Below are 21,970 nucleotides of genomic sequence, written 5' to 3' on the forward strand. Positions count from 1 at the left end.
CGAAGTGCGATGGCCATTCCAACAAATTGGACGGACAAGAAACAGACAGTGTTAGTGTGCGTACCATTCGCGGCATTCCCAACCCTCAAGCCGGTGGAGCAATTGGATGACGAGATGGGTTGCAATCTTTGAGGACCATCCTGAAGCCGAAAAGGGCTGGATACGGCAACAGCACTCGCAAGATCATTTTGCCTATCTTGCGCAAAATTGCGGAAGGATCCTTCTCGCCGGCGGGCTACGGAATTCGCCGGACGAATGGTACGGTGGTGGATTGTGGGTATTGGAAGTGAAAGATCGGAACGAAGCCGTCTCGCTCTGCGAACAGGATCCATATTTTCGACTTGGCCTGCGACGAGGATATCAACTCTACCTATGGGGCAAGGCACCGTGCTACGGCGATGTCCAACTATAGCTCTGGAGGCCGTGTGGTCGGGCATGACTGGGATTGTTCCGAAGTCAGGGCTTGGTGCGCATGCCTCAATAGTTTGCTCATCGCACTATGCGACGGATCACCTGGCCGTCCTCGAAAAAGGACGGTCACTTCCGGGAAAGATTGACCTCGCGCGGTCAGTGGAAAAGCGTTCTCATCCCCAAGTCCGGGGCGTCATCCCACAGCAATGCGCGTTTTGATCTCAACTCCTGGACATGAACGCACTTCGATGAATGTCGTAGCCCCGCTGCTCTTTCTGGTCATGTGGAGCAGCGGTGCCATTTTCGTGAAGCTTGGCCTCATGAGTTCGTCCGTCTGGACGTTCCTCGCCATCCGCTCCACCGGCGCAATGCTCGTTCTCGCGGTCGTCTTGGCCATCGGCTTCCGATCTGACCTTCGCGCCGCCTTAATGTTGCCTCGTCGGATCATTCTCTGGGCGGTCTTTGTCGGCGTCTTGCTGCAGGCAGGCTACCAAGGCGCGTACTTTCTGGCGATCGCTCACAAACTGTCACCCGGCACACTCACGATCATCCTTGGCGCTCAGCCCTTGTTGACGCCATTTGTCGCCCGGGAACGGACGTCATGGGCGGGCAAGGCGCTCCTGCTTACAGGATTTTTCGGATTGGTATTGGCGGTTGCCGGTACACGCGAGTTGGGTGATGGTTCGGTGCTGGGACTTACTTTCGGGGTAGTTGCGCTTGCGGCTATTACGGTAGGGGCCGCCTTGCAAAAACAGATCGGGGTCACCGTGGCCCGCTCGATCCTGTGGCAGTATATCGGCTCAGTACTGATCTTTGGCGCGATCGTAACGGTGACCGGCTGGTACGCCACCCCAAGTATCAGCTTCCTGGTCTCTGCGACATGGATGATCCTGGTCGTGTCCGTTGGTGCGAACGTACTGCTCCTATATATGTTGTCGCGACATCCGGCCTCGAAAGTTGGTGTCGTATTTTACTTTGTACCGATCGTTACCTTGATCGGGGAGCATTACATCTACGGTACGGCTCACAGTGCAGAAGCAGTGATCGGGGCCGCGATCGTCGTCCTGTCCTCACTGACATTCGCCAAGCTCGACGTCCTGCTGTCGCATCTAAGCACGCGCACAGCGGACAAATCGTAGTCAACCGAGTGCATTATAGTGACGCCTTTGATTGCACAGCGTCCCGCCAGCTACCTTACGTCAGTCTGCGCCATCCACGATGCAGGCATCAGGCTCAAGGGAGGGCTGCCACTTGTCGGTATGGTAGCCGAGAAAAAGAACGATCGATGCTTCACTCGGGGAGATAGGGCTTCATCGCAGATGATGTTCGTCTGTGAGCTATCTGGGCGAGGGAAACCCGACGGTACTTGAGGCGACTGCGGCAATAGGTGACTGGAAAATCAGTCCATGATGGCCATGAAAGGACGTTCTGCAAACTACGGTGGAAGTTAGAACGACATTGGCGTCAAACGTCGAAAAATGAATTTCAGTCCCATCGAATTGTAGGCAAGAGTTTGCGAAGCTGACTGCGTCTCAAACGAGACGGAGTACATCGAACGAATGACAGATGCGTCGTTTCTTTCTTCGTCTGCCGGCGAGGCGGCGACGCGAGCGGTTGTCCGCATGGAAGTCGCCTTGCGAACAGGCGCACCGATGGTGACGGTCGTGGCGGATGTGCCGCGCGAGAGCGACGCATCTGCGTCCCGCGCGCAAGCGGTGCAGTGGCGTTCATTGCTTCTGCCTTGGCTGCCACCATTGGGATTGCTGGCTGTTTGGCAATGGTTGTCGGCTACGGGCATAGTCTCGACAGCTATCGTGCCCGCGCCATTGGACATCTGGAACGCCGCGCGCCAGCTTGCCGAACGCGGAGAATTGCAACACGACATCCTGGTCAGCCTGCGGCGCGTCGCGATCGGCTTCAGCATCGGGGCGGCAAGTGGCCTGTTGTTGGGCTTGGTCGTCGGACTGTTCGTTGTGGCGCGTGACCTTCTCGATCGCTCGCTGCAGATGGTCCGGACGATCCCACATCTCGCACTCGTGCCATTGATGATCCTCTGGTTCGGGATCGGCGAGGAGCCGCGGCTGATTCTCGTCGCGATGGGATCGCTGTTCCCGGTCTATATCAATACTGTCGGCGGCATTCGCAATGTCGATCCCAGGCTGATCGAGCTCGGTAGGTCCTATGGACTGGGGCGCGCGGAGCTTGTGTGGTCGATCATCCTGCCGGCGGCGCTGCAGCCGATCCTGGTCGGAATCCGCTATGCGCTTGGCGTGGCCTGGTTGACGCTCGTCGTCGGCGAAACGATCGCCTCGCGCGACGGCGTCGGATACCTCGTCCAGAATGCCCGCGAGTTGCTCCGCATCGATATCATCATGCTGGCCATCATACTCTATGCGATCGCGGGCTGGCTGTCCGATCTCGTCACGCGCCTGATTGAGCAACGCCTGCTCCGCTGGCATCCCAACTATGCCGATCGAGGGGCGCCATGAACGGCGCAGAAGTCAGCCTGCGCTCGGTCAGCAAGTCATTCGCCGGCCGCTCGGTGCTGCGCAAGGTCGATCTCGACATCGCGGCCGGCCAGTTTGTTTCGATCATCGGCCCGAGCGGCGCCGGCAAGTCGACGCTGCTGCGCCTCGTGGCGGGGTTGGATGCGCCTTCCGTAGGCCGTATCGAGCTGCGTACGACCGGCCACAGGGCGGATGTCCGCTTGATGTTCCAGGAGGACCGCTTGCTGCCGTGGCGAACGGTGCTCGGCAATGTCCGATTGGGCCTCAAGGGCCGGGACCGGGAGGCTCGCGACATTCTCCGCGCCGTGGGATTGCAGGGACGCGAGACCGAGTTTCCGGTTGCACTGTCCGGCGGTCAGCGCCAGCGGGTGGCGCTGGCCCGAGCGCTCATCCATGAGCCGGACCTGCTGTTGCTCGACGAGCCGTTCGGTGCGCTCGACGCCATCACCCGCGCGGCGATGCAGTTGCTGCTGGAGCAATTGCTCGCTGCACGGCCCCGGACTGTCCTGCTGGTTACGCATGATGTGGAGGAAGCGCTGCTGCTCTCCGATCGGGTGCTCCTGGTCAAGGATGGCGGCGTCGCGCGGGACCTCGTGTTCGACCGCCAGCGTCCGCGTCACCGCGGCGATCCGGCGCTGGCCGCCCTGAAAGAAGAACTGCTCGACGGCTTATTGACGGCAGAAGGCAATTTGCCGGCGGTCGCATGACATATCGAAAGGATATTTGCATGACTTCGAGAGGTCCAATTGTCGGGCGTGGCCGCTCCGTTTCGCGGCGAACATTCCTGGCGTCGGCCGGCGTCACCGTCGCAGCTGCCGCCGGCATGCGCGGCGGGCCGCTCGCGCATGCTGCCGACGCCGTTCCGCCGCAACTAACCGTGGCAGTGATCGGCGATGGCCGAACCGGCGTTTGGGCCTCTCTGCGAGCCGGAGCCGGCGGTCGCAATCTCGAGCAGGACCTCGGGACCAGGATCATCTGGCAACCGGGATTCACCGCTTCACTTCCCGTGATGGAGGCGGTGAAGGCGGGAGCGGTCGACTTCACATTCGCGACCGCAACCGCCGTCGTGAACGCCGTGCCGGCGCGTGTGCCGATCGTGCCACTTGCGGCCTATCCGCTGCCGGCCGACGAGGTCGATTTCCTGGTGCAGGCCAACTCTGCGATCAGGACCGCGGCGGATCTGAAGGGCAAGAAGATCGCCCATCAGAATGGGACGACTGGCACCTACAGCTTGATCAAGTATCTGGAGAGCGCCGGGCTGAGATTGTCCGATGTGCAAGCGGTCAGCCTGAGCGGAGCGGACGCATTCACGGCGTTTGCGCAAGGGAGCATCGACGGCTGGATTCACTGGCAACCCGCCACCGCCCTCGCACTGACAAAGCTCGGCGACAAGGCGCGCCTGTTGTCCGACGTCAAGACCTACGACTACGCCTTCTATGTCGCGCGAGGCGAGGTCGCGGTGAATTATCCGCAGGTCCTTGCCAAGTTCATGAAGATCATCCGTGAGACGCAAGCCTATATCTTCGCGCATCCCGCGGAGTCGGTCGCGCTGTGGGCTTCTCAGGGCGGCTTCCCGCCCAACGGAACCGAGCAGGCGGTGTACGAGAAGCTGGTTCGCGACGCGAGACTATCGGAATCCACGGCGGTGGCGTTGAAGCCGGTCGACGAAGCCGCTGCCGCATCCACCCAGGACCTGGCGGATAATTTCCACGCCCTGGGCGTCTTGCCGAACAAGGTCGACGTACGGTCTTTCCTGCTTGGCGCGCAATTCGACGCGGCAAAGCAGGCCGTCGCCTTGGCACTCGGTGCATAGCCAGCGACACGAAAACCAAGGCACACGGAGAAAGTATCACATGGGTATCCAGGCTGGCGAGACGGTCTTTATCACCTCTGCGACCACCGGCCTGTTCGGCCGCTATCTGGTCAGCGCAGGCACGAACCATTTCGTTTCCGATCAGCGTGCCGCTGCTGGCGGGCCCGGCGAGGCGATCACGGCCGGCGAGTTGCTCCTGTCGTCTCTTGGCAGCTGCTCGCTCGGCCTCATCCAGAAGACCGCGAAGGAGCACGGCATCGTCTTGCGCGAGGCGGGGACCGAAGTGTTGTTCCAGCGTCACGCCAGCGATCCCACGCAGTATGAAGCGATTCGCATCGCAGTACGGCTGTCCGGGGTGACTGCGCGTGAGGCCGAGACGCTGGTCGGCGGCTTCACCTCTAACTGTCCGATCTACAACACGCTAAAGCGTGGCGGGCCCGTCGAAATCACCTGGACCGTGAGCTGATCATGACTGCCAAGAAATTGCATCTTGCTGCCTTCGTCTCCGCCGGTCCGGTCTCGGGCAGTCATGGCGGATGGCGGCATCCGAAAGCGGACGGCGACCTGCTGTCCGCTGCCTACTACCAGAATATCGGCCGGTTGCTGGAGGAGGGCCGGTTTGACCTGCTCTTCATTCCTGACATTGTCGCCATTCCGGATACGCTTGGTGGCAGTCTGGACAGCCAGCTCCGCTATGGGGCCCTGGGGGCTCTGCGGCTCGATCCGCTGGTGGTGCTGTCGGTCATCGCGGGCGCGACCAAGCACCTCGGGCTCGGCGCGACCATCTCCACGACCTACACCCAGCCGTACAGTCTGGCGCGCGCGCTGGCGACGCTCGACCATGTCAGCGGCGGTCGCGCTGCATGGAACATCGTGACCTCATTTCAGGAAGCGGAAGCCCGCAACTTCGGGCTGACCGAGCAGCTCTCGCGCGACGAACGCTACGACCGCGCCGATGAGTTTCTCGATGTCACGACCAGGCTGTGGGACTCCTGGCAGGACAACGCTCTGGTTCGCGATCGTGAGGCGCCGCTGTTTGCCGATCCTGCCCGGGTACACCGGATCAACCATGCCGGCAAATGGTTCAACGTCCAGGGTCCGCTCAATGTCAGTCGGCCGCCGCAAGGCCGTCCGGTTTTCATCCAAGCGGGGGCGTCGGCACGTGGCCGCGATTTCGCGGCGCGCTGGGCCGAGATCATCTTCGTAACTCCCGGCTTGATCGACGTAGCCGTCGAATTCCGGAATGACCTGCGTGCCCGGGCCGCGCGGTTCGGCCGCGATCCGGACTCGCTCAAGGTGCTGCCTGGCATCGTTCCTGTGATCGCCGACACCGAGAAGCAGGCCCAAGCGCTGCACGATGAGCTCTATGGGCTCGCCCATGCCGAGGCCGGACTCTCGACATTGTCCTATCATCTCGGTGTCGACCTCTCGCTGTTTCCGCAGGATCAGGTCTTGCCGGAGAACCTCAATGTCCCCGGCGTCGAGGGGCACTATCGCGAGGTCTCCGAACTCACCCGTCGCTCCGGTCTCAACCTCGCCGAGCTCGGGCAACGTTATGGCGCTGGGCGTACAACCAGCGGCTTCACCGGCACTCCCGGTCTGGTCGCCGATCGCATGCAGGAATGGTTCGAGGCCGGAGCCTGCGACGGCTTCATGCTGCAGATCCCTTATCTTCCCGGCGGCGTCGAGGACGTGGTGCACCGGCTGGTACCCGAGCTGCAACGCCGCAGCTTGTTCCGCAGGGAATATGACGGCTCGACTTTGCGGGATTCGCTCGGGCTGGCTCGGCCGATGAGTTGATTCGTACGGGCGATGCCGGCTGATCCTGCACGGTGCTGCCAGAAGATTGATGAAGGCTTTCGCTGTTCGACCAATTGGGTGAGACGGACGTGACAGCGTTCCCGCATCACTCCCCAATTATCAGGGGATATTCGGAGATCCGCCGTTGCGTCACGTTCAGGCAGCATCGGATTGTCGGCTTCGCATCGTGTTGGATCGATTTCATCCGTCAATGATGCTGGCTTGCGAATTATTTTTCAAACTTCGCTTGTGGACAGCGTGTCGATCGTTTGCATGTTGCGCTCATGCGCGGCCACGAATTAGATCGCACTGCAACAGAAGCGATGCCTGCAAATAATGGTTGAGGCGCAGACATTCTCCATCCTCCAAATGGAAAATGTTCGATGCGCCGGTGACGCAGGCATTGGAAAAAAAATGCAGGTGACGCGAATGAAGAACAATAATTTGCTCGTAAACGGAATTGCGATCGCGTTGCTGGCGACAAATGCGGCACAGGCAGCGGATGCGCCAGTTTCCGGCGGCTCGCTGACATGGGGTGTCACGACAGAGCCATCCTGCTTCGATCCGCACCGTTCATCACAGCAGGCCGCGTTCTTCGTCGCGCGCAACTATATCGACTCGCTGATCGCGAAGAAGACCGACGGCACTTTCGCTCCATGGCTCGCGGCGGAGTGGTCGATTTCAGCGGACGGCAAGGAATATACCTACAAGCTCCGCGACGACGTCGTTTTCCATGACGGCGAGAAATTCGACGCAGCGGCAGTCAAGGCAAACTTCGACTTCATCTTCAAGCCGGAGAATGCCGCAACCGCCGTCTCCCTCTTGCAGACTTTCGATCGCGCCGAGGTGGTCTCGCCCTATGTCGTGAAACTCGTCCTGTCAAAGCCGGATTCGAGCTTCCTGGAATCGACGTCGAACGTGAAGCTGGGTCTGATTTCGCCGAAGGCGCTGGAAAAGGGTGACCTGTGCGGCGGTGGGCGCGCGCTGGCAGGCACCGGGCCGTTCATCTTCGAGGGCTACACGCGCGGCCAATCCGCGGTGTTCATTCGCAATCCCGCCTACAAATGGGGACCGGGCAATGCGGCCCATGACGGCCCGGCCTATCTGGATCGCGTGACGTTTCGGTTCCTGCCCGAATATGCCGTGCGCACCGGCGCTTTAACGTCGGGGCAGGTCGACCTGATCGAGGGGGTGCAGCCGACCGACGCGCCGCTGTTTGCCGAGCAGCCGGGTTTCAAGCTGCTCGTGGGACCATCCGGCGCCAGCACCTCCTTTACCTTCAACATCAACTATACGCGTCCACCGGCTGACGACGTTCGCGTGCGTCGTGCGTTACGTGATGGCTTCGATCTCGAGCCGATCGTCAAGCAGGTCTATCTGGGAACGGTGCCGCGCGCCTGGTCGATCATCGGGCCTGCCAATCCTGCGTACAACAAGGCGCTCGTCGGCTCCTGGGGCAATGACATCGCGGGGGCCAACAGGCTGCTCGATGAAGCGGGCTGGACCGGCCGCGACTCCGAAGGCTTTCGAACCAAGGATGGCAAGCGTTTGTCGATCGAGGTCGGCTATCCACAGCCTTATGTGCGGGACAACCGCGATATCCTGATCCAGGGTGTTCAGGCGTCGCTGCGGAAGAACGTGGGTTTGGATCTGAATTTGCGGCTCATCACTGCCGGCGAGTATGCCAAGAACAATGCCAACGGCACCTGGACGATCTATCCGAACACGGACAATCCCTCTGATCCGGCGCGCGAGCTCTGGGACATGCTGGGCTCGAAGGGATTCCTGTATGCCAACATCTCCAATCCGGATCCGGTGATCACCGGCCAGATCGATGAGGCGCTTGCGTCGACCGATCCGGTACGCAAACGGGAGCTGACGGACGCGGTCCAGAAGCGCGGCGTCGATCAGGCCTTCATCGTGCCGCTGTTTGCGCCAAGCTGGTTCCTGGCGGCCAAGAGCACCGTCAACGGTTTGAGTTTCGAGGCTGGCCTCGACTCGCCGTCCAGTGCGTACGACTTCTGGATCGCGAAGAAGTAGGGCAGCTGGATGTGGTCCCGTATCATATCCAGGCTGTTCACCAGCCTGGTGGTCGCCTGGGCGAGCGTGACCGCGACGTTCCTCGCGCTCCACGCTCTGCCGGGGCGCATCCAGGACATTCTTGCCGGAGACCTCGAATATCCCGGCCTGCGCGAAGCGATCGCCGCCGAATGGGGGCTGAACCGTACTCTGCCTGAGCAGTATCTCGACTTCCTCTTCCGTACCTTTCGCGGCGATTTCGGCACCTCCTACGTGCTGCGGCAGCCCGTGATCGAGGTGGTTGGTTCACAGCTGCTGCCGACGGTCGAGCTTGCTCTGACCGCAGGCGTGCTCGCGGTCGTGATCGCAGGCGGCATCGCGCTCCTGACGGCCGGCCGCGGCAGTTTCTCGCGAGAGATTGCATCAGTCGTCGAACTGGTTTTCGCCTCGACGCCGGTATTCTGGCTCGGCATTCTGCTGCTGATGGCATTCTCCTTCAACCTGCGCTGGTTCCCCGTATCGGGCGCGAGGGGTGGAAGTCGATCGTCCTGCCGTCGATCACCCTGGCGCTGCCGACGGCGGGTCTGCTGACGCAGGTCCTGCGCGAGGCCATGGAGAAGACGCTCGACGCGCCGTTCGTGACGACGGTGCGGGCGCGCGGCGTCGGCGAGTTCATCATCCGGTGGCGACACGTGCTGCGGCATGCCTTGCTGCCGGCAGTGACGTTGGGGGGCTGGCTGATCGGCGGCCTGCTTGGCGGCGCGGTGATCACCGAAAAGGTATTCGGCCGACCGGGCCTTGGCACGGTGACGCTCGGCGCTGTGCTTACGCATGATGTGCCTGTGGTGTTGACCGTGGTGCTGCTCGCTGCATTCATCCACGTCGCCGCCTCGACCCTGCTCGACATCCTTTATGTGCTGATCGATCCGAGATTGAGGGCTCAATGACCGCGCCGTCGCACCGCTCGTTCGAACAAGCCGTCCCTCTCGATCGGCCCGAAGACCTCGTCGGGTTCGAAACCTCGCTTCCAGTGATCGCGGTTCGGCGTCGTCCGCCCCTTGCGTTCACGGTGGCCGTGGCATTCGTGGTGCTCCTGATCGCTGCGGCGACGGCGCCGTCACTATTCACCCATTTCGATCCGCTCGTCGGCGATTTCAGCGAGGGTCTGAAATCGCCGGGCTGGGCGCATCTGTTCGGCACCGATCGCCTCGGCCGCGACGTCTTTGCGCGAACCGTCTACGGCACCCGGTACTCGCTTCTGATCGGCTTCGGCGGCGTTGCCGTCGGGCTCGGTCTGGGCGTGCTTCTGGGAATCATCGCCGGCCAGCGCAATCGGATCCTCGATGAATCCGTCTCGCGTCTGTTCGACATGCTGTCGTCCTTTCCGGGTGTGTTGCTTGCGATGCTGATCGTCACCTTCCTCGGCCAGGGCATGCTCAACATCGCGATCGCAGTCGGAATCGCCGGCATTCCCAAGTTCGGCCGGGTGGTCCGGGCACAGACTCAACTGGTGCGTGACGCGGATTACGTGACACAGGCGACAGTCTATGGGCTGAGCCAGTGGCAGGTGTTTCTGCGGCACGTGTTGCCCAATGTGCTGGTCGCCATCCCGATCATTGCGACCGTCTATATCGGCAGCACGATCCTGATCGTATCGGGTCTCAGTTTTCTGGGCCTGGGCCCGCAACCACCGACGCCGGAATGGGGCGTCATGCTGGCGGAAAGCCGGGACGTCCTGCGTGTGGCGTGGTGGCCGGGCGTGTTTCCGGGCCTTGCCATCACGGCCACCGTGATTGCCTTCAGTGTAATCGGCAATTTCCTGCAGAAGAAGTTCGAGGGGCGGGTGGCATGAGCACCGACCAACCCGCGATCGAGCATGTTGGGCCGCTCGTCGAAATCCAGGGCCTGAATGTGGGCTTTGTCGCCGCGAATGGCGGCCGGCCGATCGTGATCGACGTCGATCTGACGATCCGGCCCGGCGAGTGCGTCGCACTGGTCGGCGAGTCCGGTTCAGGCAAAAGCGTGACCGCGCGAAGCCTGTTGAACCTCGCCGGAGAGGGCGCCAGGACGACCGCCCGTCGCTTCGAGATCAAGGGACGCGATGTGCGCGGCTATTGGGAGGCCGACTGGCGCAAGCTGCGTGGAACGGTCACCGGTCTCGTCATGCAGGATGCGCTGGTCTCGCTCGACCCGCTGCGCACGATCGGACAGGAGGTCGCCGAAGTGATCTCCAGTCACAGGATTCTGACCGATCCTGCATCGATCCGGGAGCGAACGCTGGACACGCTGTGCAAGGTCGGTATTCCCAATGCTGCGGATCGTGCGTTGCAGTACGCGCATCAACTCTCGGGCGGATTGCGCCAACGTGCGCTGATCGCATCGGCAATCGCCGCCAATCCCGATCTGATCATTGCGGACGAGCCGACCACGTCTCTCGACGTCACCGTGCAAGCGCAAGTCCTGCAGGTGCTCGCGGAACGAATCCGCGAAGGTGCGGGCGTATTGCTGATTAGTCACGATCTCGCTGTCGTCGCCGGAATCGCGGACCGGGTGATGGTGATGCGTGACGGCAGGGTCGTCGACAGCGGACCGACCCGCGACGTGCTGACCCGGCCGCGACACTCCTATACGCGGCAGCTGATCGCGGCGGTTCCGTCGGTCCGCTCGCGCGGAGCGCGGCTCGCGTCGGCGCGAATTGAGCTTGCGGCAGTGAACGTCGGAAACGGAGATGCCGTTACGATCACGCGTGAGCCGTTGCCGGACCGCCGCGAGGCCGGTGAGGTGGTTCTGGAGGTCGAGAAGATCTCCAAGAGCTTCATTTCGCCCCAGGCGATGGGGCGCGTCCGTTCGACTGTGTTGCAGGACGTCAGCTTCGACGTTAGGGCGGGCGAGGTTGTCGGCATCGTAGGCGAGTCGGGTTCGGGCAAATCGACCTGTGCCAGGATCGTTCTCGGCCTGCTTTCACCCGATCAGGGAGAGGTGCGGTTGCTCGGCCGCCCCTGGTCGGCGATATCAGAAGCGGCGCGGCGGCCGCTCCGGCGTAAGCTGCAATATATTCCGCAAGATGCGCTCAGCAGCTTCGATCCCCGCTATCGCGTTCAGGACATCATCGCCGAGAATCTTTCGGACATGCCGGGGCGCAAGCAACAGCATGAACGCATCGTTTCGCTGCTTGAGCTCGTCGGTCTGAGTGCCGAATACCTCGAACGCCGGCCGAGATCGCTATCCGGCGGCCAGCGTCAGCGGGTCTCGATCGCGAGGGCATTGGCGGTCGAACCCGCCCTGATCGTCTGCGACGAGCCGGTGTCGGCGCTCGATATCTGCATCCAAGCTCAGGTGCTGGACTTGCTCGGGGAGTTGCAGTCGAAGCTTGGCATGGCACTGCTCTTCATCTCGCATGATCTCGGCGTGATCGAACATCTGGCCGATCGGGTGCTCGTTTTCCACGACGGTCGCGTGGTTGAGCAGGGGACCGTCGAGGCGGTGCTCGGACATCCGCAACAGCGCTACACCCAGGCGCTGCTGGCCGCAGTCCCGGATATCCAGCGTGGATTGACCGCCAGGGCGCAAGTGGCCGGCGCATTCGTCGCCGGCCCTTCCTAAGGGGACAGAGGCCGCAACAGGAGGATAGCGATGACGCAGATCGATCAAGCCTGGGGCAGTGGCCCGTCGTCACGATATGAAGGCCTTGCGGAGCCCTTTCGGCCGTTATTCCGCTCGATCAGGGACACCGCCGTCGCACGCGATCTTGAGCGGCGCCTGCCCTATGACGAGATCAAGGCGTTGCGCGCGGCTGGCTTCACGACCGTGCGGGTGCCGGACGAGTTTGGCGGCGCCGGCGCGACGCTGCCGGAGCTGTTCAACCTGCTGATCGAACTGTCGGAGGCCGACTCGAACGTCACCAATTCGCTCCGCTCGCATTTTGGCTTCACCGAGGATGTGCTCAACTCGGCCGATCCGACGCGCCGCGAATTGTGGCTGCGCCGCATCGGCGAGAAGACCCTGTTCGGCAATGGGCACAGCGAGGTCGGCGACAACAAGTTGCAGGCCTTCTCGACCACTGTTTCCAGCAGGGACGGCCGGCTGGTGCTCAACGGCCGGAAATACTACACGACCGGCACGCTGTTCGCCGACTGGATCAACATCGCGGCCCAGCATGAGAATGGCGAGCCGGTCGGTGTCGTCGTTTCCCGCCATTCGCCCGGGGTTGAGGTGCTCGACGATTGGGACGGCTTTGGCCAGGCGCTCACGGCGAGCGGCACGACGATATTCAAGGATGTTCCGGTCGAGGGTAACCAGGTTGTCCCGGCGACTGCGCGGTTCAGATATTCCAATCCGTTCTACCAACTGGTGCACCTTGCAACACTCGCGGGCATTGGGCGCGCCGCGGCCAACGATGTTGCCCAACTGGTCAGGCAGCGGACGCGGGTTTTCAGTCACGGCAACGCCGATCGTGTCGCGGCGGATCCACAAATCCTCCAGGTCGTGGGCAGGGTGCGCGGCAACGCCTATGCGGCGGGGGCAATCGTGCTCAAGGTGGCTGAAGCCTTGCAGCGCGCCCATGAATCGCAGCTCTCTCGTGATGAGGATCGAATTGCCGCTGCCGTCGCCATCGCCGAGCTCGAACTCGATCAGGCGGTCACGGTTGTCTCAAGCCTGATCCTGGAAGCGACCACGATCTTCTTCGATGCCTTGGGTGCGTCATCGGCAGCGCGCAATCTGGCACTTGATCGCTACTGGCGCAATGCGCGGACCATCACCAACCATAACCCTCGCGTTTATCGGGATCGCATCGTCGGTGATTTCGCGGTCAACGGAACGCCTCCGCCGGGCCAATACCGGATCGGCACGGCGTAAGACGGCGGCAGGCTGCGTCGCCTGCCGAACGACGCGTCTGTGACTGCGACGGTTTTCCTTCACACCGCTTAAGCGGTGGAACGAATGTGTTGTCGATCCAACCTGCGGGGCTCTGTTCATCGTTTTTGTCGTAGCTCGATTGATAAGCAGGCCGTGCGGCCGCACAATTTCGTCGTCGTAGCTTACTCAAGCGAAGGGAATTGCGATGAGCTTCAAGTTCAAGGACGTGTTCACCGGAACCCAGGCTGCATTGAGCGTAGACCCGGCGCAGGCTCAGGCCGCGTTCCATGCGCAGTCGCGCCTCGGTGATGGTGTCAACAGCGCCGTTTCAATCCGCCAGTTTCATGTCGCGGTGGACGAGCCTCCGGGCCTTGGCGGGAATGACACCGCGCCGAACCCGGTCGAATACGTCCTGGCTGCATTGGGGTCCTGCCAGGAGATCACCTACCGGCTCTATGCGGACGCGCTCGGCATTCCGCTTGATAGTGTCTCGGTTCGTCTCACCGGGACAATTGATCTGCGCGGCTTCTTCAACGTACAACCAGACATCCGAGCGGGCTTTCAGGGGATCGAAGCCGAGGTGATCCTCGACAGCTCAGCCCCGGAAGCGGAGCTGGAGCGTCTCAAGCAGGTCGTCGACACCCATTGTCCGGTGCTCGATATCCTTCGCAATCCGACGCCTGTGCAGCTTTCGTTGCGGCGGGGATCGTTGAGCGTGGCGGCCGAGTGATTGGACCGCGAGGTTTCGAGCATGACGTTACCCCTGCGATTTGGCGTATGGGCGCTCACCCATGGCAGCTGGGCCTCCCGACATCATCCCACTGATCCGCCCGATGCGTCATGGAAACGCGTTCGTGCCCAGATTTTGCAGGCCGAAGCGCTCGGGTATGAATCCACGCTGCTTGCGCAGCACATCATTCATCCAAGCGGTGATGACCAGGATCTGCTCGAAACCTGGACCGGCGCGGCCGCACTTGCCGCCTTGACCGGCCGGATCGAGCTGATTGCCGCGATCAAGCCCTTGCTGGTGCACCCGGTCGTGCTCGCGAAGATGGCGCTGCAGATCGAGAATATCAGTGAGGGGCGGTTCGGCATCAACTTGGTCAATGCGTGGTACCGTCCGGAACTGGAGCGCTCGGGAATTGGCTTTCCCGATCATGACGATCGCTATGCCTATGGGCGGGAGTGGGTCGAGATTTTCGAGCGGCTGACATCCGGCCATCGCGTGGATTTCCAGGGTCGGCACTTCAGCATCGAGGCCTATCAACTACGTCCGCGTGATCAGTTCCGGCCACGACCGGCGATCTATCTTGGCGGCGAGTCGGAGGCGGCACGGGCGCTCGCGGCCCACGCCGCGGATGTCTATTTCATGAATGGGCAGCCGCTTCGGGATATTCGCGCTCTGATCCAGGATGTCGCCCACAGGCCGCGTATTGGAGCGCCGATCCGCTTCGGGATGTCCGCCTTCGTCATCGCCCGCGAGACGGATGCCGAAGCGGAGGCCGAACTGACGGAGCTGTTTGCCATCTCGGAGCAGGACAAGCCGGCGCGCGCCCGGCTGGTGGCGAATGCGGATCCCGAAGCGCAGATGTTCAAGACGGCGGCCAAGGAGGCGAGAGTCGGGACCAATGGCGGCACCTCGGCGCGGCTGGTCGGAAGCTATGACACGGTCGCTAGGCGTATCGTCGAGTTCAATGCGATTGGTGTCGAACTCTTCATGCTGCAATTCCAGCCGGTCGACGAGAACATGGCGCGCTTCGCCGAACACGTGATCCCCCGCGTGCGGCACTTGCAGGGCAAGGCCGCAGCTTAGCGGCGCGACACCCTGCGGGTCTCGCTATCGAGGACTTGCAGGGTGTCATTGCATTTCACCAACCGAAACGTTTTCCGCGTCGCGCTGCATCGGCAGCAATCGTCTATTTCGGCAGCGCAATTTGACATGGACACGAAATCATCGCGACCATAACGTTTTGAAGACGTCAAAGGCGAAATTGCGCCGTTGATGCGCGAACTTGAACGCAGAAATTTTCGAAGGTAGTCCCGATGAGCTTTCGTCCGTTGCATGATCGTGTGGTGATCCGCCGCATTGAGGAGACCAACAAGACCAAGGGTGGAATCATCATTCCCGACACGGCGAAGGAGAAACCTCAGGAAGGAGAGGTCGTCGCTGTCGGCGGCGGGGCGCGGGATGAAACCGGCAAGCTACATCCACTCGACGTGAAGAAGGGCGATCGGGTCCTGTTCGGAAAATGGTCTGGGACCGAGGTCAAGATCAATGGTGAAGATCTGCTGATCGCCAAGGAATCCGACATCCTCGGCGTGATCGTCTAGACCTCGTCATCAACAATACCTCAACGATGTCAAACCGCGCAGTCTTGCACGCGGCAGGGACAGTTTTGCTCGAAGGACAACGCATATGGCTGCAAAGGATGTGAAATTCTCGACCGATGCCCGCGATCGCCTCTTGCGCGGCGTCGATACACTTGCCAACGCCGTCAAGGTGACGCTCGGTCCCAAAGGGCGCAATGTCGTCATCGAAAAGGCATTCGGGGCTCCGCGGATCACCAAGGACGGCGTGACTGTCGCCAAGGAGATCGAGCTCGAGGACAAGTACGAGAACATCGGTGCGCAGCTCCTGCGCGAGGTTGCCTCAAAGACGAATGACCTCGCCGGCGACGGCACTACGACTGCCACCGTGCTGGCGCAAGCGATTGTTCGGGAGGGCGCAAAGGCCGTCGCGGCCAGCCTGAATCCCCTCGACCTCAAGCGCGGTATCGATTTGGCCGTCGCCGAAGCGATCAAGGACATCGAGAAGCGGGCGCGAAAGGTCCAGTCCTCCGAAGAAGTCGCTCAGGTCGGCACGATCTCGGCGAACGGCGATGTCGCGGTCGGAAAGATCATCGCCAACGCCGTCAAGAAGGTCGGCAACGATGGCGTCATCACCGTCGAGGAGGCGAAGAGCCTCGACACCGAGCTCGATGTCGTGGAGGGCCTCCAGTTCGACCGTGGCTATCTGTCGCCCTATTTCGTCACGAATGCAGAGAAATTGCTGGTCGAGTTCGAAGATCCTTATCTTCTGATCCATGAAGCCAAGCTGAATTCGCTGCATCCCTTGCTGCCGGTACTTGAGGCGGTCGCGCAGTCCGGCAAGCCCCTGCTGATTGTCGCCGAGGATGTCGAGGGCGAGGCGCTCGCGACCTTGGTCGTCAACAGGCTCCGCGGTGGACTGAAAGTGGCTGCCGTGAAGGCGCCGGGGTTCGGCGATCGGCGAAAGGCGCAGCTCGAGGATATCGCGGTCCTGACCGGGGGACAGACGATCTCGGATGAGCTCGGGATCAAGCTCGAGAATGTGACGCTGTCGCAGCTTGGCCGTGCCAAGCGGGTCCGGATCGACAAGGAAAACACCACGATCGTCGGCGGCGCCGGCAAGCGCAAGGATATCGACATCCGGATTGCCCAGATCAGGGCGCAGGTCGAGGAGACCACTTCGGAGTATGACCGCGAGAAGCTGCAGGAACGCCTTGCCAAGCTCTCGGGCGGCGTTGCCGTGATCCGCGTCGGTGGCGCGACCGAGGTCGAGGTCAAGGAAAAGAAGGACCGTGTCGACGACGCGCTCAACGCCACGCGAGCGGCAATCGCGGAAGGCATTGTGCCCGGCGGCGGCGTTGCGCTGTTGCGGGCAAAGGCCGCCATCGGCCGGCTGAGCCATGGCAATGCCGACGTGCAGGCGGGAATCAACATCGTACTCAAGGCGCTGGAAAGTCCGATCCGGCAGATCGCGGAGAATGCGGGCGTGAGGGGTCCATCGTGGTTGGGAAGATCCTGGAGCAGCGATCGCCGACCTACGGCTTCAACGCACAGACCGAGGAATATGTCGATCTGATCGAGGCTGGCATCGTCGACCCGGCGAAGGTGGTGCGAACTGCATTGCAGGATGCGGCCTCGGTCGCGTCATTGATCGTGACCACGGAAGCGTTGGTCGCCGAACTGCCGAAGGACAAGCCAGCAATCGCAGCTCCCGGGGCGGGGGGAGAGTTCTGAGCAACCGGCCGGCCGTCTCGCCGGTCGATTGATCAGAACGGGGCTGTCGCGAGGAGAAACGACCAAACGGCGGCTTTGGTCGGGTCTCCCGCGACAGTCGGCTCCACCACCAAGGGACGAGCCTTCCTCGCCGCAGCAAGAAGGGAAGACAGTGTCACAAGAGAGCCTGTATCGTCCGTCCAAACTGGGCCGGTCATGGCGATATTTCGCGATTGGCCTGGTGCTCGTTGGGTTGCTTGCCAGCGCATCGCTGGTTTCGGCCGATGAAAGGCCGCTCAGAATCGGGCTCGCGACCAGCATATCGAACCAGGCTGCCGAGATTGCGGCGCGCGAAGCCAAGGCACAGGGCCTGAACGTCGAACTGATCGAGTTCAACGACTGGAACACGCCAAATCGCGCGGTAGCCGAAAAGGAGATCGACGCGAATCTGTTCCAGCATGTCCCATTCCTTGAATTCAGCATCAAGAATGCGGGCTACAAGCTCGTTCCCGTCGCGCCGGCTTTCAGTACTCCGTTCGGACTTTATTCCAAGAAGTTTAAGTCGATACCAGATCTCCCGGACAATGCCCGGATCGCGATCTCGAGTGATGCCGTGAACACCGGTCGAGCGCTGCTGCTCCTGCAGCGAGCCGGCCTGATCGAGCTCAAGCCGGGGGCCGATCATCGTGCAAAGATCGAGGACATCGTCACATACCGCAAGCCATTGAAGCTGGTCCAACTCGAAGGTCCGCAGATTGCGCGTTCCCTTGATGACGTTGACGCCGCGGCAACCTATCCGACGTTTGCGAGGCTTGCGGGGCTCGATCCGTCCTCGGGTCTGATCTTTGAGAATGACCCGATTTATGCCTTTCAGTTCGTGACGCGGCCGGAATTGAAGGACGACGCGCGCCTGAGCCGCTTCATCGCCGTCTATCGTGACTCCGAGGCTGTGCATGCCAAGTTGCGCGAGCTTTACGGATCGCTCGTGACCTTCCCGGGGTCGTAGGCAAGCAGAATGGTCTCGATTTCCCGACGAACCTTCGTCACGGCAACCGTGGCTGCCCTCGCGGCGCCGGCTCGCGGTGCGCGGGCGCAAGAGGGCAGTCCCCGCGCCGGCGGGCGGCTATCCTTCGTGATCCAGCCCGAACCGACCACGCTGGTGTGCTTCAACACGACGGAGGGGCCGGCCATCCAGGCTAGCACCAAGGTCGTCGAGGGGCTGCTGACCTACGACTTCGAGCTCAATCCCAAACCGCAACTCGCAACGGCCTGGAGCGTCAGCGAAGACGGGTTGCAATATCGTTTCGAGTTGCGGCGGAACGTGAAATGGCATGACGGCCAGCCGTTTAGGGCAGCGGACGTTGTCTATTCCATCGGTCTTCTCAAATCCGCGCATCCACGTGGTCGTACGACCTTTGCCAACCTGCTCGAAGCCGGTGCGGTCGACGAGCATACGGTCGTGCTTAAACTGTCGAAGCCGGCGCCGTACCTGCTCTACGCGCTGGCGGCGGGCGAGTCTCCGATCGTTCCGCGTCACATTTACGACGGTAAGGGCGATCCGCTGCAAAACCCCAACAATCGTGCGCCAATTGGGACCGGGCCCTTCGTCTTCAAGGAATGGGTGCTCGGCAACTATGTCGGCTATGTCCGCAATCCGAACTACTGGGACAGCCCGAAGCCATATCTTGACGCCTTGCTGGTTCGCGTAATCCCTGACGGGGCTGCGCGCGCTGTCGCGTTTGAAACCGGTGAGCTCGACCTCGGTGGATCGACGCCCGTTTCGCCGCTGGACCTCGAGCGCTTCCGCTCCCTTCCGCATCTAGGCCAGGAGACGCGTGGTTACGAATACTCTCCGACGCTCTACGGCCTGGAGTTCAATCTGGATCATCCGATCCTGAAGAGCCCGCAAGTTCGCAAGGCGATCGCGCATGCGGTCGACCCCGCCGTGGTGCTGAACGTGGCATGGTACGGACTGGGAGAACGGACGGTCAGCATCGTCAGTCCGACCTTGAAGCGGTTCTACAACGCCAAGGTCCCGACATACTCTTATGATCCCAAGGCCGCGGCCAAGCTCCTGGACGAGGCCGGCTTCCCCTTGAGAGGCCGTTGGCGGTTTGCGCTGACGCACGACTTCCAGCCCTTTGGCGAGAACTTCAAGCGCAGTGGCGAAGCCCTGAAGAGCGCGTTGGCCGCCGTTGGCATTGACGTAACCGTTCGCGGGCAGGATTTTCCGAGCTATCTGAAGCGCGTCTATACCGACCGCGACTACGACTTCACCTTTCACCCCTTCACCAACATGTTCGATCCGACGGTCGGTCTGCAGAGGTTCTTCACCAGCGACAACTATCGCAAGGGTGTGGCCTTCACCAATGCGAGCCATTACTCCAATCCGGAGGTCGATCAGCTCTTTGCCCAGATTGCCGTCGAATCCGACGCGACCAGGCGCAGGGCGCTGATTGATCGCTTTCAGGAGGTTGTCGCGGATGAGCTTCCGGTGCTCCCCTTGATGCTGAGCAAGCCCGTGACGGTCTACAACCGGCGCGTGGTCGGGCACACCATCGATAGTGCCGGTGTGCAGGGCAATTTTGCGGAAGTCTGGCTGCGCGGCTAGGTCGGGCCTGCAGTTATCTCGGCGTGATGGCATGCGACCCGCTGGCCGGAGCGAGCGCTGCGCAGCTCAGGGGACTGCTGCGTGCAGAGCTCCGTTGCGAGCGGACAGCGCGGCTGGAAACGGCAGCCTTTGGTCGCGTTGCGCGGGTCCGGCAGGTCGCCCGGCAGGGGCGCCGCATAACGGCGCCGCGCGGGATCCGGGATGGCGTCGATCAGCGCGCGGGTGTAGGGATGCAGCGGATTCTTCCAGATTTGCTGATGGCTGCCGGTTTCGACGATGCGCCCGAGATACATCACCAGCACCCGATCCGACAGATAACGCACGACCGAGAGGTCGTGGGATATGAAGAGCAGCGACAGCTTCAAGTCACGCTTGATGTTGGCGAGCAGATTGAGGATCTGGGCCTGCACTGATAGATCTAGCGCGGACACCGGCTCGTCGCAGATGATCAGATCCGGTCCCAGGACCAGCGCTCGTGCGATTCCGATGCGCTGACGCTGGCCGCCCGAAAATTCGTGCGGATAGCGTGCAACCGTGTCCTCCGGCAAGCCGACCTGGGACAGGATTGCGCTGACCCGCTGGCGTCGGTCGGCGCGTGAGCCTACGCGATGGACGTCGAGCGGTGCCAATAGAATATCGCCGATGGTGTGGCGCGGATTGAGCGAGGCAAACGGGTCCTGGAACACCATCTGCAGCCTGCGTCGGTAGGCCCGCAGTCGCCGCTCCGGCAGCGCGGTGAGATCCACGCCGTCGAACGCGATACGGCCGGCCGACGGTTCGACGAGCCGCAGGATCGTCTTGCCGAGGGTCGACTTTCCGCAGCCGGACTCTCCAACGAGACCGACTGTCTCGCCTGGCGCGATGTCGAGCGATACGCCATCCACCGCGTAGAGCGGCGCAGTACCGACCCGATAGGTGGTCTTGAGATTAGTAACTGACAGCAGCGTCATGATGCAGACCGCGAGATGATTCGGAGATATCGACATGGCAGGCAACGCGCCGTCCAATCGCAGCGTCGCGTTCGTACGGGACATTGGTCCGGCACTGCGTCAACCGGACCGGACATCGCGGTGCAAAGGGACAACCTGCCTGGGTTGCCGCGGACGCGATGTTGCCGGGTATCTCCGACAGCCTAGCGCTTCGATAGTGCAGATTTTCGTGCAATCGCGGAGATGCCGCGAGTAGCCCCTGCGTGTAGGGATGCAAGGGATGCTCGAACAAGACGTCCGGTGGCGCCTCCTCGACCTTTCGGCCGGCATACGTGACGACGACACGGTCGGCCCATTGGCCGACCAGACCGAGATCATGGGTGATCAGCAGCAGCGACAGCGACAGTTCGCGGCGCAGGCGATCAAGCAGCTCGAGCACCTGGGCCTGGATGGTCACATCGAGCGCGGTGGTCGGCTCGTCCGCGATCAGGATCTTCGGACGGCACGCCGCCGCGATCGCGATCATGACGCGCTGGCGCATGCCACCCGACAGTCGGTGCGGATGATCATCCAGGCATCGCTCAGGGTTGGGAATGCGCACCAGATCGAGCAGCTCGGCCGCTTCGCGTCGCGCCTGTGCCTTCGACAGGCCGCGATGCACCTGGAGAACCTCCGCGATCTGTCGGCCGATGGTCAGCACCGGGTTGAGTGACGTCATCGGTTCCTGGAAGATCATTGCGATATCGCGACCCCGTCGGCGACGCATCTCGACCTCGGGAAGCGCGAGTAGATCATCGTCATCGAGGCGCACCCGACCGGAGGCAATACGCGCGGTGCTGGGGAGCAGGCGCATCAGCGCCAATGCCGTCAGCGATTTTCCGGAGCCGGATTCGCCGACGATGGCAAGCGTCTCCGCCGGCGCCAGGCTGAAGCTGAGGTTCCGCACCGGCGTTGCGCTCGGAAAGCCGATGGTGAGATCGCGGACGTCGAGCAGGGGTGCCAT

Annotated in this window: 20 protein-coding genes and 1 pseudogene; 19 read left to right on the forward strand and 2 right to left on the reverse strand. The window is 62.0% G+C overall.

All coding sequences use genetic code 11. From position 1 onward, the window contains the following. Positions 1 to 106: 106 nt before the first annotated feature. The 19 genes and pseudogenes from AKN84_RS50720 to AKN84_RS20215 all read left to right on the forward strand — a co-directional run bounded on the left by AKN84_RS50720 (position 107) and on the right by AKN84_RS20215 (position 20,038). A complete protein-coding gene (locus AKN84_RS50720; protein ID WP_128971015.1) occupies positions 107 to 412 on the forward strand; it encodes a YciI family protein in 306 nt (101 codons plus the stop codon). 247 nt (positions 413 to 659) lie between these two features. Continuing rightward, on the forward strand, positions 660 to 1,550 hold the full coding sequence (locus tag AKN84_RS20130) for a DMT family transporter (RefSeq protein ID WP_050422390.1): 891 nt from the start codon (positions 660 to 662) through the stop codon (positions 1,548 to 1,550). Positions 1,551 to 2,225: 675 nt separating this feature from the next. Beyond that, a complete protein-coding gene (locus tag AKN84_RS20135; RefSeq protein ID WP_244485312.1) occupies positions 2,226 to 2,900 on the forward strand; it encodes an ABC transporter permease subunit in 675 nt (224 codons plus the stop codon). Further along, on the forward strand, positions 2,897 to 3,625 hold the full coding sequence (locus AKN84_RS20140) for an ABC transporter ATP-binding protein (RefSeq protein ID WP_050422391.1): 729 nt from the start codon (positions 2,897 to 2,899) through the stop codon (positions 3,623 to 3,625). Before AKN84_RS20135 ends, AKN84_RS20140 begins: the two co-directional genes overlap by 4 nt. Before the next feature lie 20 nt (positions 3,626 to 3,645). Then, positions 3,646 to 4,731, forward strand: coding sequence for an ABC transporter substrate-binding protein (locus tag AKN84_RS20145; protein ID WP_050422392.1), 1,086 nt, complete (start codon positions 3,646 to 3,648; stop codon positions 4,729 to 4,731). A 40-nt stretch (positions 4,732 to 4,771) separates the two neighbouring features. Beyond that, positions 4,772 to 5,197: an OsmC family protein gene (locus tag AKN84_RS20150; RefSeq protein ID WP_050422393.1), complete on the forward strand. Its 426-nt coding sequence runs from the start codon at positions 4,772 to 4,774 to the stop codon at positions 5,195 to 5,197. A gap of 2 nt (positions 5,198 to 5,199) precedes the next feature. Next, entirely contained in the window at positions 5,200 to 6,531 is a 1,332-nt protein-coding gene (locus tag AKN84_RS20155; protein ID WP_050422394.1) for an LLM class flavin-dependent oxidoreductase, read from the forward strand. Between the two features lie 414 nt (positions 6,532 to 6,945). Continuing rightward, a complete protein-coding gene (locus AKN84_RS20160; RefSeq protein ID WP_202814702.1) occupies positions 6,946 to 8,571 on the forward strand; it encodes an ABC transporter substrate-binding protein in 1,626 nt (541 codons plus the stop codon). 9 nt (positions 8,572 to 8,580) lie between these two features. Next, on the forward strand, positions 8,581 to 9,141 hold the full coding sequence (locus AKN84_RS49160) for an ABC transporter permease (protein WP_244485314.1): 561 nt from the start codon (positions 8,581 to 8,583) through the stop codon (positions 9,139 to 9,141). Next, positions 9,138 to 9,497 (forward strand): ABC transporter permease subunit, encoded by a 360-nt coding sequence (locus tag AKN84_RS48555; RefSeq protein ID WP_347337358.1) that lies wholly within the window; start codon positions 9,138 to 9,140, stop codon positions 9,495 to 9,497. Before AKN84_RS49160 ends, AKN84_RS48555 begins: the two co-directional genes overlap by 4 nt. After that, positions 9,494 to 10,402: an ABC transporter permease gene (locus AKN84_RS20170; RefSeq protein ID WP_128971017.1), complete on the forward strand. Its 909-nt coding sequence runs from the start codon at positions 9,494 to 9,496 to the stop codon at positions 10,400 to 10,402. Before AKN84_RS48555 ends, AKN84_RS20170 begins: the two co-directional genes overlap by 4 nt. Then, on the forward strand, positions 10,300 to 12,153 hold the full coding sequence (locus AKN84_RS20175; RefSeq protein WP_244485316.1) for a dipeptide ABC transporter ATP-binding protein: 1,854 nt from the start codon (positions 10,300 to 10,302) through the stop codon (positions 12,151 to 12,153). Before AKN84_RS20170 ends, AKN84_RS20175 begins: the two co-directional genes overlap by 103 nt. Positions 12,154 to 12,183: 30 nt before the next feature. Further along, positions 12,184 to 13,407, forward strand: coding sequence for an acyl-CoA dehydrogenase family protein (locus tag AKN84_RS20180; RefSeq protein WP_050422397.1), 1,224 nt, complete (start codon positions 12,184 to 12,186; stop codon positions 13,405 to 13,407). Between the two features lie 205 nt (positions 13,408 to 13,612). Continuing rightward, positions 13,613 to 14,137, forward strand: a complete 525-nt coding sequence (locus tag AKN84_RS20185) for an OsmC family protein (RefSeq protein WP_050422398.1) — start codon at positions 13,613 to 13,615, stop codon at positions 14,135 to 14,137. A gap of 21 nt (positions 14,138 to 14,158) precedes the next feature. Continuing rightward, on the forward strand, positions 14,159 to 15,220 hold the full coding sequence (locus AKN84_RS20190) for an LLM class flavin-dependent oxidoreductase (protein ID WP_050422455.1): 1,062 nt from the start codon (positions 14,159 to 14,161) through the stop codon (positions 15,218 to 15,220). A 230-nt stretch (positions 15,221 to 15,450) separates the two neighbouring features. Continuing rightward, positions 15,451 to 15,738 carry a co-chaperone GroES gene (groES, locus tag AKN84_RS20195; protein ID WP_050422399.1) on the forward strand — a complete coding sequence of 96 codons (288 nt, stop codon included), beginning with the start codon at positions 15,451 to 15,453 and terminating at the stop codon, positions 15,736 to 15,738. A gap of 85 nt (positions 15,739 to 15,823) precedes the next feature. Continuing rightward, positions 15,824 to 17,448, forward strand: a pseudogene (gene groL / locus AKN84_RS20200) (chaperonin GroEL). Positions 17,449 to 17,476: 28 nt separating this feature from the next. Continuing rightward, the gene (locus AKN84_RS20210; RefSeq protein ID WP_244485318.1) at positions 17,477 to 18,433 is read left to right on the forward strand and encodes a MetQ/NlpA family ABC transporter substrate-binding protein; all 957 of its coding nucleotides are present in this window, start codon (positions 17,477 to 17,479) and stop codon (positions 18,431 to 18,433) included. 9 nt (positions 18,434 to 18,442) lie between these two features. Continuing rightward, positions 18,443 to 20,038 (forward strand): ABC transporter substrate-binding protein, encoded by a 1,596-nt coding sequence (locus AKN84_RS20215; RefSeq protein ID WP_050422403.1) that lies wholly within the window; start codon positions 18,443 to 18,445, stop codon positions 20,036 to 20,038. Here the strand turns inward: AKN84_RS20215 and AKN84_RS20220 are convergent. Both AKN84_RS20220 and AKN84_RS20225 read right to left on the reverse strand, forming a co-directional pair. After that, positions 20,035 to 20,988, reverse strand: a complete 954-nt coding sequence (locus AKN84_RS20220) for an ABC transporter ATP-binding protein (protein ID WP_050422404.1) — start codon at positions 20,986 to 20,988, stop codon at positions 20,035 to 20,037. The two genes, AKN84_RS20215 and AKN84_RS20220, sit on opposite strands and share 4 nt — an antisense overlap. Beyond that, entirely contained in the window at positions 20,966 to 21,970 is a 1,005-nt protein-coding gene (locus AKN84_RS20225) for an ABC transporter ATP-binding protein (protein ID WP_050422405.1), read from the reverse strand. The genes AKN84_RS20220 and AKN84_RS20225 overlap by 23 nt, the downstream gene beginning before the upstream one ends.

The sequence above is a fragment of the Bradyrhizobium tropiciagri genome (genome assembly GCF_001189845.1).
Taxonomy (GTDB): Bacteria; Pseudomonadota; Alphaproteobacteria; order Rhizobiales; family Xanthobacteraceae; genus Bradyrhizobium; species Bradyrhizobium tropiciagri.

Excerpts from the sequence above, each read along its gene's own strand:
- AKN84_RS50720 (WP_128971015.1), top strand. The coding sequence starts at position 107 with ATGACGAGATGGGTTGCAATCTTTGAGGACCATCCTGAAGCCGAAAAG.
- AKN84_RS20130 (WP_050422390.1), top strand. The coding sequence starts at position 660 with ATGAATGTCGTAGCCCCGCTGCTCTTTCTGGTCATGTGGAGCAGCGGT.
- AKN84_RS20140 (WP_050422391.1), top strand. The coding sequence starts at position 2,897 with ATGAACGGCGCAGAAGTCAGCCTGCGCTCGGTCAGCAAGTCATTCGCC.
- AKN84_RS20145 (WP_050422392.1), top strand. The coding sequence starts at position 3,646 with ATGACTTCGAGAGGTCCAATTGTCGGGCGTGGCCGCTCCGTTTCGCGG.
- AKN84_RS20150 (WP_050422393.1), top strand. The coding sequence starts at position 4,772 with ATGGGTATCCAGGCTGGCGAGACGGTCTTTATCACCTCTGCGACCACC.
- AKN84_RS20155 (WP_050422394.1), top strand. The coding sequence starts at position 5,200 with ATGACTGCCAAGAAATTGCATCTTGCTGCCTTCGTCTCCGCCGGTCCG.
- AKN84_RS20160 (WP_202814702.1), top strand. The coding sequence starts at position 6,946 with ATGCAGGTGACGCGAATGAAGAACAATAATTTGCTCGTAAACGGAATT.
- AKN84_RS49160 (WP_244485314.1), top strand. The coding sequence starts at position 8,581 with ATGTGGTCCCGTATCATATCCAGGCTGTTCACCAGCCTGGTGGTCGCC.
- AKN84_RS20170 (WP_128971017.1), top strand. The coding sequence starts at position 9,494 with ATGACCGCGCCGTCGCACCGCTCGTTCGAACAAGCCGTCCCTCTCGAT.
- AKN84_RS20180 (WP_050422397.1), top strand. The coding sequence starts at position 12,184 with ATGACGCAGATCGATCAAGCCTGGGGCAGTGGCCCGTCGTCACGATAT.
- AKN84_RS20185 (WP_050422398.1), top strand. The coding sequence starts at position 13,613 with ATGAGCTTCAAGTTCAAGGACGTGTTCACCGGAACCCAGGCTGCATTG.
- AKN84_RS20190 (WP_050422455.1), top strand. The coding sequence starts at position 14,159 with ATGACGTTACCCCTGCGATTTGGCGTATGGGCGCTCACCCATGGCAGC.
- groES (WP_050422399.1), top strand. The coding sequence starts at position 15,451 with ATGAGCTTTCGTCCGTTGCATGATCGTGTGGTGATCCGCCGCATTGAG.
- AKN84_RS20215 (WP_050422403.1), top strand. The coding sequence starts at position 18,443 with ATGGTCTCGATTTCCCGACGAACCTTCGTCACGGCAACCGTGGCTGCC.
- AKN84_RS20220 (WP_050422404.1), bottom strand. The coding sequence starts at position 20,988 with ATGACGCTGCTGTCAGTTACTAATCTCAAGACCACCTATCGGGTCGGT.
- AKN84_RS20225 (WP_050422405.1), bottom strand. The coding sequence starts at position 21,970 with ATGGCACCCCTGCTCGACGTCCGCGATCTCACCATCGGCTTTCCGAGC.